Annotated in this window: 9 protein-coding genes and 2 pseudogenes; all 11 read left to right on the plus strand. The window is 33.5% G+C overall.

What is annotated here, in order from left to right; genetic code table 11:
• Nucleotides 1–115: 115 nt before the first annotated feature.
• The gene (locus DFR79_RS05155) at nucleotides 116–694 is read left to right on the plus strand and encodes a class I SAM-dependent methyltransferase (RefSeq protein ID WP_133514440.1); all 579 of its coding nucleotides are present in this window, start codon (nucleotides 116–118) and stop codon (nucleotides 692–694) included.
• 654 nt (nucleotides 695–1,348) lie between these two features.
• The gene (locus DFR79_RS05160) at nucleotides 1,349–2,356 is read left to right on the plus strand and encodes a sugar ABC transporter substrate-binding protein (protein WP_133514441.1); all 1,008 of its coding nucleotides are present in this window, start codon (nucleotides 1,349–1,351) and stop codon (nucleotides 2,354–2,356) included.
• Nucleotides 2,357–2,412: 56 nt separating this feature from the next.
• The gene (locus tag DFR79_RS05165; protein ID WP_133514442.1) at nucleotides 2,413–3,906 is read left to right on the plus strand and encodes a sugar ABC transporter ATP-binding protein; all 1,494 of its coding nucleotides are present in this window, start codon (nucleotides 2,413–2,415) and stop codon (nucleotides 3,904–3,906) included.
• Between the two features lie 25 nt (nucleotides 3,907–3,931).
• Nucleotides 3,932–4,897 carry an ABC transporter permease gene (locus DFR79_RS05170; RefSeq protein WP_133514443.1) on the plus strand — a complete coding sequence of 322 codons (966 nt, stop codon included), beginning with the start codon at nucleotides 3,932–3,934 and terminating at the stop codon, nucleotides 4,895–4,897.
• A 35-nt stretch (nucleotides 4,898–4,932) separates the two neighbouring features.
• Nucleotides 4,933–5,952: a 5-dehydro-2-deoxygluconokinase gene (gene iolC, locus DFR79_RS05175; RefSeq protein ID WP_133514444.1), complete on the plus strand. Its 1,020-nt coding sequence runs from the start codon at nucleotides 4,933–4,935 to the stop codon at nucleotides 5,950–5,952.
• Between the two features lie 22 nt (nucleotides 5,953–5,974).
• Nucleotides 5,975–6,766: a 5-deoxy-glucuronate isomerase gene (locus DFR79_RS05180; protein WP_133514445.1), complete on the plus strand. Its 792-nt coding sequence runs from the start codon at nucleotides 5,975–5,977 to the stop codon at nucleotides 6,764–6,766.
• 122 nt (nucleotides 6,767–6,888) lie between these two features.
• Nucleotides 6,889–7,896: a Gfo/Idh/MocA family oxidoreductase gene (locus tag DFR79_RS05185; protein WP_133514446.1), complete on the plus strand. Its 1,008-nt coding sequence runs from the start codon at nucleotides 6,889–6,891 to the stop codon at nucleotides 7,894–7,896.
• A 35-nt stretch (nucleotides 7,897–7,931) separates the two neighbouring features.
• Nucleotides 7,932–8,589: pseudogene (locus DFR79_RS05190) on the plus strand (sugar phosphate isomerase/epimerase family protein).
• Between the two features lie 107 nt (nucleotides 8,590–8,696).
• Nucleotides 8,697–10,631, plus strand: a complete 1,935-nt coding sequence (gene iolD / locus DFR79_RS05195; protein WP_133514447.1) for a 3D-(3,5/4)-trihydroxycyclohexane-1,2-dione acylhydrolase (decyclizing) — start codon at nucleotides 8,697–8,699, stop codon at nucleotides 10,629–10,631.
• A 17-nt stretch (nucleotides 10,632–10,648) separates the two neighbouring features.
• Nucleotides 10,649–11,545, plus strand: a complete 897-nt coding sequence (gene iolE / locus DFR79_RS05200) for a myo-inosose-2 dehydratase (RefSeq protein ID WP_133514448.1) — start codon at nucleotides 10,649–10,651, stop codon at nucleotides 11,543–11,545.
• Nucleotides 11,546–11,580: 35 nt separating this feature from the next.
• Nucleotides 11,581–12,327, plus strand: a pseudogene (gene iolG / locus DFR79_RS05205) (inositol 2-dehydrogenase); the annotation flags it as partial.
• Nucleotides 12,328–12,423 lie beyond the last annotated feature (96 nt).

A 12,423-nucleotide genomic window follows, 5' to 3' on the forward strand; every position in this document is an offset into this window, starting at 1 on the left:
TTATTAGTTTCAGTTATAATATTTTTAGAAAGAGATAAACTAATATTTAAAATATATAGATTTTTAAAAAGTTTTACAATTAAAAGTAACTATTTAATAGAGGAGGAGTGGTTTTATGTCAGGTAAAAGATTTCATCCGGCCAGAAAGAAAAAATTATTTACAGAAAAAAGATTAAAAAGCTTAAAACCTGCTGAACTTCTTTCTGAATTATATTTAAAAGAGGGAGATATTTTTATAGATGTTGGAGCCGGTAATGGTTTTTTCTCACTGCCAGGTGCTGAGATAGTTGGAGAATCAGGCAAAGTCTATTCTGTTGATGTAGAAATTGATATGCTTTTAGATTTAAAACATAGAGCTCAGCAGGCTGGTTTAGCTGATAGAATTGAGATAGTAAAAAGTGAAGATAATGATGCCAATTTACAGCAGTCAGCTGATTTTATGCTTTTTGCCTATCTTTTTCATGAGGTAGATGCAAAGGATAAATTCTTAGATAACTATTTTAGATTTTTAAAAAAAGGTTCTCGAGTAGTATTTATTGAATGGGATCCTGAAAAAAGGGAAGAGGGGCCACCACTCCATCATCGGATCAGGAGTGAGCAGTTGAAGACAATGTTAGAGCAGAGAGATATAAAAAATATAGAAGTAAAAGCTATAGATTATAATTCCTATTTAATTAGCGGGGTTAAAGTTTAAAAAATGTTAATATTAAAACGCAGGAATATGAAAAAATAAATCCTGCGTTTTTTGATAAATTATTTGACAATTTAAAATAATTATTCTATAATGATAATTAAGTAAATCAACATGATATTTTTAATTATGATTATTGATGAATTAAGACATTAATAAAAAAATCATTAAAAAATATATAAATTATTTGACAATTAAGAATCATTATATTATAATTGCTTCAAACTGTAATAGTTATAATATTTTTTTAATTTTTTGTAAACGTTTGATATCTGAAAATAATTAATATAATATTTTTTCTAATTCTTGCAAACGTTTAATATTATCTAGAAATTAATAATTAAAGCATTTTTTAAAAAACTTTTGTAGACATTTTTTTGCAATTCTTTGTAAACGTTTGATATTTGAAAATTAAAAAAATTGTGGGAATAACTCTATCATTTTATAACTACCACTTGAGATAATTCAGAGCTTTTTTTAAAAAGTATTTCTGTGTTATTAATCAATTGGTAGTTTTTTATTTAAAAAATTAATTAGAGAGGGGTGATAATTAAAAACGTTTTATAGTTTGGGGTATAAATTTAGGGTTAAGTTAATTGCTTATAGGGATGGATTTTTTAAAAAACAATATTTAGTAAAACAATAGGAGGATTACAAATGAAAAAATTATTTTTTCTATTCATAGCTCTGACATTAGTCTTAGGTTTAACAATTACTGTTTCTGCTGATAGTCATGCCAATGAAGAATATAGAATTTCCGTAGTACTTAAAGCTACAAACAGTGATTATTGGAAGTCTGTACAGGCTGGTGCAGAACAGGCTGCAGAAGATTATGGCGTAGAAGTTTCGGTTGTTGGACCTAGTAATGAGACTCAGGTTATGCAGCAGATCAATTTATTAGAAGATCAAATTTCTAGACAGGTTGATGGTCTGGTAGTTGCTCCTTTAAGACCTGCAGCAGCAAAGACTGTTTTAGAAAAAGCAGTTAATCGTGGAATTCCCGTGATTACAATCGACACTGATGCTGATTTTAAAGGTAAAATTTCATTTGCTGGAACAGGTAATTTCCAGGCTGCTCAAAAAGCTGGTAATTATATGGCAGAAAAATTGGGTGGTGAAGGAGAAATAGCAATTGTTAGAGGTGCTGCTGGAGATTATGTTCATGATCAAAGAGTAGACGGTTTTTTAGATGCGATAAGTGATACAAATATTAAAGCTGTATCTATCCAACCTGCAGATAGCCAAAGGGGTCAAGCTGTTAGTGTAATGCAAAATATTTTGCAAACCTATCCGAATATAGAAGGTGTATATGGTACAAACGATGAGATGGCTCTAGGAGCTTTAAGAGCCCTTAAAAGTGCAAATGCTGATGAAGGTATGACTGTTATTGGTTTTGATGGTTCACCTGATGCAATTAAATCAATTAGAAATGGTGGGTTAACTGCAACAGTAAAGCAGGACTCCTATAATATTGGTTATATGGGTGTAGAACTGATGGTTAAAACATTAAATGGTGAGGAAGTGCCAGAAGTTGTGCCAGTACCAACAAAAATAATTAATAAAGATAATGTAGATGAATCTATTAAAGAATTAAGAAAAGCTTTTAGTAGAGAACGTCTTGAAGATGTTTTTGGTAAAGATGTAATTGAAGAAGTTTTAGATTAATTAGTAACTAAATTGTTGCGGCCCCTATTATGGGGCCGTATTTAGGAGGAGAGCTTATGGGGAAAACATTTTTAAAAATTGAAAATATCACAAAGACTTTTCCTGGAGTTAAAGCTTTAGATAATGTTGATTTAGAAGTAGAAAAAGGAGAGATTCATGCTCTTATTGGAGAGAACGGAGCAGGTAAATCGACTTTGATTAAGATTTTAACTGGTTTACATCAGCCAGACAGTGGTAATATAATAATTAATGGAAATGAAATTAAAGAAAATAATTTAAGAATAGCACTGGATAATGGAATTATTCCAATATACCAGGAATTAAACTTAATTCAACAATTGGATGTAACTGAAAATATTTTTATGGGAAGAGAAATCAAAAAAAATAAAAAATTAGGAATTATAGATCGTAAACATATGGAAAAAAGAACACAGGAAATTTTAGATAGATTAAATCAAAATATTAGTCCTACTGCTAAAATCCAGGATTTAGGTGTAGGGAAACAACAGATGGTCGAAATAGCAAAAGCTCTGTCTGTAGATGTAAATTTATTAATCTTAGATGAGCCAACATCTTCCCTGGGTGAAGAAGAAGTAAATGAACTATTTAAAACGATGGAGAAATTAAAAGAACAGGGTGTAACAATGATCTTCATTTCCCATAAATTAAGTGAAGCCAAAAGAATTTCGGATAGAGTTACTGTTTTACGAGATGGACAGCATGTATCTACAAATAATATAGATGATGTTACAGAGGAAGATATAGTAAGAGATATGGTAGGACGGGATATTGATGAGCAGTTCCCTAAAATAGATATAGAACGTGGAGAAGAAGTTTTACGAGTTGAACATTTAAAACGTGGTGATATTGTTAATGATATTTCTTTTTCAGCTTTCAGAGGTGAAGTGTTAGGAATTGCTGGATTGGTTGGAGCTGGTAGAACAGAATTAGTAAGAACAATTATTGGAGCAGATAAAAAGGATAGTGGAGATATTTATATTAATGGTCGTAAAGTTAAAATTGATCACCCTAAAGATGCTTTAAAAGAAGGTATGGTATTATTAACAGAAGATAGAAAAAACCAGGGTTTATTTTTAGATCAAACTGTTAAGTTCAATATTGTTTCATCAAATTTAAATAAATACAAAAAAAATATTTTATTGAATTTAAAACAACAGGCAGAAGATAGTAAAGGATATGTAAGTAATTTAAAAATTAAAACACCTGGTATTTATACTAAGGCAAAACAGTTAAGTGGAGGTAATCAACAGAAAGTTGTAATTGGAAAATGGCTGAATACCAATTCTGAAATATTTATTTTTGATGAACCAACGAGAGGAATTGATGTTGGCGCAAAAGTAGAGATTTATAACATTATCAATGAACTTAAAGGACAGGGTAAATCAGTAATCATGGTTTCATCAGAACTGCCGGAAATTTTAGGGGTAAGCGATAGAATTTTAGTTATTAGTGAAGGAAAATTAACTGCTGAGATGAATATAGAAGAAGCTACTCAGGAAAAAATAATGAGTGCAGCAACTGTAAGTTAATAATTTTAAGGAGGAAAATTACAAAATGGAGAAAACAAATAATGACTTTGTTAAGTGGAAAAATATAATTTTTGAAAAATTCGGAGCTATATTTGGGCTATTATTTTTAGTAATTGCTTTATCTTTTCTTTCACCATATTTTCTAACGGTAAATAATATTACCAATGTACTACAGCAGGCTTCAATTAATGCTTTAGTGGCATCCGGAATGCTTTTAGCAATTCTTACTGCTGGAATTGATCTTTCAGTTGGATCTGTTCTGGCTCTGGCTATTTCAATTGGAGGTATTTCAATTGTTAATTATGGAATTAATCCTGTTATTGGAATTTTAATTGTACTTGCAGTTGGTGCTGCTGCTGGATTGATTAACGGTCTTTTACTTACAAAATTAAACCTGCCCCATCCTTTTATTTCTACCCTTGCGATGATGAATGTGGCAAGAGGACTGGCTTTAATTGTAACAGATGCTTCTCCTGTATCAGGTTTACCAGAATGGATTCAGTTTATTGGTAATGGTTATATAGGTCAAATACCATTCAGTTTTATTCTTGTAATTGCTGTAGCAATATTTTTCCATTTCTTTTTGAATAAAACTACTTTAGGTAGACATATTTATGCCGTTGGAGGAAATCCAGAAGCGGCAAGATTGTCGGGTATCGACACCAAAAAAGTTTTAACCTGGGTTTATACAATATCTGGTATAATGGCTGGTATGGGAGGTATTGTCTTAATGGGTAGAGTAAATGCTGCCTATCCTAATGCCGGTTTAATGTATGAGTTGGATGCGATTGCGGCCGTTATTATTGGTGGTGCAAGCTTCTTAGGTGGAGTAGGTACTATATGGGGTACATTAATTGGTGCTATGATTATTGCAGTAATCAGAAATGGACTCAATCTTTTAGGAGTTGCAGCCAGTTTACAGACTGTTGTTTTAGGTATAGTTATTATAGTTGCAGTTTACATTGATGTTTTAAGAAGGAAAAAAGCATAAATTAATTTTATTAAATTGGTTTAGGAGGTATTTGAGTGAATAAAATAAAATTTGAGCAGAATAAAGAATATGATCTAATTGCACTTGGAAGAGCAGCGGTAGATTTAAATGCTAATGAACTTTACACAACTTTAGAAGAGACAGAAACATTTACAAAATATGTAGGTGGTTCTCCGGCTAATGTAGCGATAGGAATGGCTCGCCTAAATAAAAAAACAGGTTTTATTGGCAGAGTTGCAGATGACCAATTTGGAAATTATGTACTGCAGTATTTTGAAAATGAAGATATTGATATTTCAAATATGCCTGTTGACAGATCAGGTGCTAAAACTGGACTAACTTTTACAGAGATTAAAAGTAAGACAGAAAGCAGCATTTTAATGTACCGCAATGAAGCAGTTGACTTAAAACTCTGCACAGATGACATAAACGAAGATTATATTAAAAATTCTAAAGCTTTATTAATTTCGGGTACTGCTTTATCAGCTGAGCCTTCCCGTCAGGCGGCTTTACTGGCAGCCGAATATGCTGTTAAAAATAATGTTAAAGTTATTTTTGATATTGATTACCGCCCCTATTCCTGGAAGAGTGAAGCAGAAACAGGTATTTATTATACCAAGGTGGCAGAAAAAAGTGATATAATTATCGGCTCACGATCTGAGTTTAACTATATGGAAAAGATAATTAAGGAAGAAGATAGAACTGATAAAGAAGTTGCAGAACACTGGTTTAGCTTTAACAGTAAACTAGTTGTAATTAAACACGGTAAAGAAGGTTCAACCGCCTATACTCTAGAAGGGGAAAGTTATGATGTTAAGATCTTCCCTGTAGAAATGATTAAGTCTTTTGGTGGTGGAGATGCTTATGCTTCTGCCTTCATCTATGGCTTATTAGAAAACTGGGATATTCTTGATGCCTTAGAATTTGGCAGTGCTTCTGCCTCAATGCTGGTTTCAGCTCACAGCTGTTCAGATGCGATGCCTACAGCAGATGAAATAAAAGAATTTATAGAAGAAAAGAAAAAAGAATACGGGGAAAGAGTAGTTCGAGATTAGATTATTTAGGAGGGGTTTTAAAATGTTAATAGAAAGAGAAAATGAATTTGAATTAGGTTATAATAAAATTACAGAATTAGACGGCAAATACAGTACAATGCTGATGGATGTTGGAGTTTTAAGTCTTGAAGCTGATCAAAATTTTAAACTCAAAAGTGATGAAAAAGAAATGGCCTTACTGTTGATAAATGGAGAAATTATTTATAAATGGGAGGGTAAAGAAGAAAAAGCAGAAAGAGAATCCTGCTTTGATGAAGAGCCCTGGGTACTCCATGTAAGTAAAGGGGTAGAGGTAGAAGTTGAAGCTCTTTCACAGTCAGAAGTTCTGATTCAGAAAACCAGAAATGACAGAGATTTTGATTCTGTATTCTATAAACCAGAAGACTGCAGAGTTGATATGTTTGGTGATGGTTTAATGAATAATACAGCTACCAGAAAGGTAAGAACAGTTTTTGACTATGAAACTGCTCCTTATTCTAATATGGTTATGGGTGAATCAATTACTTATCCCGGAAAATGGTCAAGTTTTCCACCCCACAGCCATGCCCAGCCGGAAGTTTATTACTATAGATTCAATAAACCACAGGGATTTGGAGCTGCCTTTTTAGATGATGATGTAGTTAGAGTTACTCATAATGATACAGTAACTATTCCTGGCGGCTTATCACATCCGCAAACATCTGCTCCAGGATATGCAATGTATATCTGTTGGATGATTAGACATCTAGAATCCAATCCCTGGACTGATAGAATAGATATTCCTGAACATACATGGCTCTATGATAAAGATGCTAAAATCTGGCCTGAAAAATAAATTTAGTGATAGAAGGTAAATAGCTTGTATGAGTTTAAACTATATATTGTTTTATCAGATGTGAGAGTATTAAAGCTAAGCTGACTATCCTTTTAATTTCCTAACTATATAGGAGGATTATGATGGACTTAAAGGTTGGTGTAATAGGAACTGGTTTTATAGGTCGGGAACATATAAAAAGAATTAATAATAAACTGAGTGGTGCTCAGGTTACTGCAGTAAATGATATAAACGTGGAAGCTGCTAAAAGCATTGCTGAAAAATTTAATTCCAAATTCTATAATTCTGCTGTTGATCTAATTAATTCGGATGAAGTTGAAGCGATAATTGTTGCTTCTTGGGATCCTACACATGCCGAATTTGTCTTAGAATCTATTAAAGCAGGAAAATATGTGTTTTGTGAAAAACCACTTGCTACTTCAGCAGAAGAAACTTTAATGATAATAGATGAAGAAATTAAATTTGGTAAAAAGTTAGTTCAAGTTGGTTTTATGCGTCGTTATGATCGTGGATATAGAGAAATTAAAAATGAAATTGAAAACAAGGAGATTGGAGCTCCACTCATTATCCATAGTATACATCGGAATAAAGTTCCTGAACCTCAGTTTACTACAGAAATGAGTATTAAAAATTCTGTGATTCATGAAATAGATTTATACAGGTGGCTGTTGGGTGAAGATTATAAAATTGCACAAGTTGTTATTCCAAAAACGTCGAAAAATGCTGAAGGAGAATTGCTAGACCCACAAATAGTCTTGTTAGAGACTGAAAGTGGAGTCAGAATTGATGTCGAATCATTTGTTAACTGTCAATATGGCTATGATGTGCGGTGTGAGGTGGTCGGAGAGGAAGGAACTTTAACTTTGGCTGACCCACATCAAACAATTAAAAGAAAAAAAGGGAAAAAAAGCCATCCAATTTTTCCTGATTGGTCAGATAGATTTTCTGAAGCTTATGATATTGAACTACAAGAATGGATCAATGATGTAAAAAAAGATGAAATGAATGGACCAAGTTCTTGGGATGGATATATGGCCAGCTACACTGCTGATTTATGTTCTCAAGCTAGAATTAAAAATGAAATCATTGAGATTCCAACTCAAAAATGTCCAGATTTTTATTGTAAATAGATGTTATAAATATCTATTTCAGAAAGGTGTTTATCATGAGATTAAGCTATGTTACTGATTCACTAGGTGAATATTCACTTGAAAAATGTTAGATATATGTTCTAATTTACGATTTGAAGAATTGGAATTTACTTGTGGTAATTGGTCAAAGGCTCCACACGTTGATCTTGATGGACTTTTAGCAAGTAAAATTAAAAGAGAAGAATTTTTAAATTAGCTGAAAAACATAAAATAGAAAAAATAGCTTTAGAAAACCATGGTTATCAATTGGTTTATAATCCTGAAACACTTTTTAAGCTTAGAAATGAAGTTGGGGATTTGATTGGAATGAATTTAGATTCCAGCCATTTATTCTGGATGGGGGGAGATCCTATTTCTGCCGTCCGAGAATTACGAGATGCAATTTATTTTGTACATGCAAAAGATGTGAGAATGGAAAGAATACTTGTTGATAATAATGGACTACTAGACACCAAAACTATTGATGAATTTGCTTCTCGCAGCTGGAATTATGTTGCATTAGGGCATGGTCATAGTGTAAATTGGTGGAAAGAATTTTTTACCGTTTTAAAGATGGTTGGTTATGATGGTACAGTCAGTCTTGAAATGGAAGATCTAAGTATGGCTGCTCTTACTGGTATAAAAAAATCATTGAGTGTATTAAAAGAAGCACTTCCGAGAGATTTTAATTAAATAATTTTGCAGTAAATTTATCTTAGTTTTAAAAAAACCTGTAAATTTCAAATGATTAATATAGAATTATCTATTCGAAAGTCAGATTTAATATAGGAGGAGTTAAATTGAGTACAATAAAATTGACAGTTGCTCAAGCACTGGTGAAATTTCTTGATAATCAGTATTTGGAAGTAGATGGACAGGAAAAGAAATTTGTAGAGGGAGTATTTACAATCTTTGGTCACGGTAATGTTGTGGGGCTCGGTCAGGCACTAGAAGAAGATTCTGGTGATTTAATAGTACGACAGGGCCGGAATGAACAGGGAATGGCTCATGCAGCAACAGCTTTTGCCAAACAAAATAATCGACAAAAAATTTATGCCTGTACTTCTTCTATTGGACCTGGAGCAGCAAATATGGTAACAGCTGCTGGGACAGCTACAGCAAACAGAATCCCTTTATTATTACTGCCGGGAGACACCTTTGCCAGCAGACAGCCGGATCCAGTTCTACAGCAGGTTGAACATCCAGAAAATTATAATATCACAACAAATGATGCCTTTAAATCTGTAAGTAAATACTGGGATAGAATTAATAGACCAGAACAGCTTATGACAGCTGCTATTAATGCAATGAGGGTATTGACTGATCCCGCAAAAACAGGTGCAGTCACCCTATCTTTACCACAGGATGTTCAGGCAGAAGCTTATGATTATCCAGAAGAGTTCTTTAAAAAGAGAGTACATCACCTGGAAAGAAGACCTGCTAGCAAGAGGGTTTTAACTGAGGCAGCTCAGTTAATTAAGGAGAAGAAAAAACCTGTTTTAATCTGTGGTGGAGGAGTAAGATATTCAGAAGCAGCAGAAGAATTTAAAGAATTTGCAGAAGAATTTAAAATACCATTTGGTGAAACACAGGCAGGTAAAGGTACAATTGTCTGGGACCATGAACTTAATCTTGGTGGAATTGGTGTGACAGGAAATTCTGCAGCCAATAAAATTGCCAGGGATGCTGATCTAGTAATCGGTGTTGGAACCCGCTTTATGGACTTTACAACTGCTTCAAAACAGTTATTTCAGAACCCGGAAGTAGAATTTATAGGGATTAATGTCTGCGAATTTGATGCTTATAAAATGGATGCTCTGCCGGTAACTGCAGATGCCAAACTGGCTTTGAAATCTTTAACTGAAAAACTAAAAGAAGCTGATTACAGCAGTTCATATCAAAATGAGATTGAAGAAGTTAAAGCTGAATGGCTTGATGAATCAGAACGTTTATTTAGTTTAGAATATAACTCTGATAATTTCACTCCAGAAGTAGCAGGACATATTGATGAGGTACTGGCAGAATTTAATGCTGATACAGAAAGTGTATTAACTCAGACAGCAGTCTTAGGTGAATTAGATAAATTACTTGCTGATGATGCAATAGTTGTGGGCTCATCTGGAAGTCTGCCTGGCGATTTACAGCGGCTCTGGAGACCCAAAAAACCTGGAACCTATCATATGGAATATGGATATTCCTGTATGGGCTATGAAATCTCAGGATCATATGGAGTAAAACTGGCAGTAGGAGATAAAGAAGTATATTCAATGGTTGGAGATGGTAGTTATTTAATGCTTCATTCTGAGCTGATAAGCAGTATTCAGGAAGGTCAAAAAATTAATGTTGTTTTATTTGATAACATGGCTTTTGGCTGTATAAATAATCTGCAGATGTCTCAGGGAATGGGAAGCTTTGGTACAGAATTTAGATATAGAAATCAGGAAAGTGGAGAGCTGGACGGCTGTTTAATTCCAATTGACTTTGCTGCCAGTGCAGCTGCCTATGGTGTAAAAACTTTTACAGTTAAAAATATTGAAGAATTAAGAGAGGCCGTTAAAGAAGCACAGAAAAGTGACGTCTCAACTTTAATAGATGTGAAAGTTTTACCAAAAACAATGACTCATGGCTATGACTCCTGGTGGAGAGTTGGAGTGCCTGAGGTAGCAAAAAAAGACAGTGTGAAAAAAGCACATCAGGAATTAGAAAATGAAATTAAAAAAGCCAGACAATATTAGAGGAGGAAAAGAAAATTATGGACAAAAATAAAGTAAAATTAGGGATAGCACCAATTGCATGGACTAATGATGATCTGCCTGAACTGGGAGCAGAAAATACTTTTGAGCAGTGTGTAAGTGAGATGGCTCTGGCAGGATTTACAGGTAGTGAGGTTGGAAATAAGTATCCAACTGATCCGGAAGAATTAAAATCAAAATTGGATATTAGAGGAATTCAGATCTGTAATGCCTGGTTCAGTACTTTTTTTGCAGCAGGGAAAAAGGAAAAAACAATTGAAAAATTTAGAGAACATAGAGACTTCTTACATGAAATGGGTGCTGAAGTAATCGGCTGTTCTGAGCAGAGTTACAGTATTCAGGGACTGGACAAAGCAATTTTTGAAGAAAAACCGGAGTTTAGTCAGGGAGAATGGGAAAAAATAGCTGAAGGATATAATCAGCTGGCCGAACTTGCTGCAGAAAAGGGAATGAAGGTATCTCTCCATCACCATATGGGAACTGGTGTTCAGACTCCTGCAGAAGTTGATAAGTTTATGGAGATGACAAATGATGATGTTTATTTATTATTTGATTCCGGTCACATTTATTATTCTGAAGGTACTCAGGAAGCTGTAGAAAATTTACTGGAAAAGTATGTTGACCAGATTGCACATGTTCATCTAAAAGATGTTAGAAATGAAGTAGTAAAAGAGGTTAAAGAGAAAGGTTTAAGTTTCCTGGATGGAGTTAAGATGGGTACATTTACTATTCCAGGTGATGGAGCAATTAAGTTTGAGCCTCTATTTGAAACTCTGGAAGAGGCTGATTATGAGGGCTGGATGGTTGTGGAAGCTGAACAGGATCCCGCAAAAGCTAACCCGTTTGAATATGCTGTTCAGGCCAGAGAGTTTATTAGAGAAAAAACTGGACTATAATAATTAGTAAATACAAATAATCAGGAGGGGTTTAGATGATAAAATTGGGTATTATAGGTTTCGGTCGAATTGGAAGAGTTCATGCAGAAAGTATAATGAATTATGTTAAGGATGCTGAGGTAAAGGCTGTAGCTGATCCATATATAAATGAAGAAGGTGAAAAAGCTGCCCTAGAACTTGGAATTGAAAATGTATATAAGGATCATAAAAAAATAATTGATGATCCAGAAATAGAGGCAGTATTAGTCTGTTCATCAACTGATACTCATTCTCAGATGTCAATTGAAGCTGCTGAAGCAGGAAAGGATATTTTCTGTGAAAAGCCAATTGATAAAAACTTAGATAAAATTGAAGAAGTACTGAATGTTGTAGAAAAAGCCGGTGTTAAATTCCAGGTCGGTTTTAATAGAAGATTTGATCATAATTTCCAGGCTGTAAAAGAAAATGTAGAAAACGGAAAAATAGGTGATGTACATCTGATCAATATCACCTCACGTGATCCAGAAGCTCCTCCAATTGATTATGTTAAAGGTTCTGGAGGAATGTTTTTAGATATGACCATTCATGATTTTGATATGGTAAGATTCTTATCTGGAAGTGAAGTTGAAGAAGTATATGCAGCTGGTGAAGTATTAGTTAATCCTGAAATAGGTGAAGTAGGAGATATTGATACAGCAGTAATAACTTTAAAACTAAAAAATGGTGCTATTGCTGTAATCAATAACAGTAGAGAAGCAGTATATGGTTATGATCAGCGGGCAGAAGTTTTTGGTTCAAAAGGTGGATAACGTCAAATAAAATATGATAGTTACCATAAAATGTAAGTAAATAGTAATAGATCACCACTAATTTTAATTATAATAAAAATATTCAAAATG

Origin of the sequence: Halanaerobium saccharolyticum (assembly GCF_004362045.1) — a bacterium.
GTDB classification, from domain to species: Bacteria; Bacillota; Halanaerobiia; order Halanaerobiales; family Halanaerobiaceae; genus Halanaerobium; species Halanaerobium saccharolyticum_C.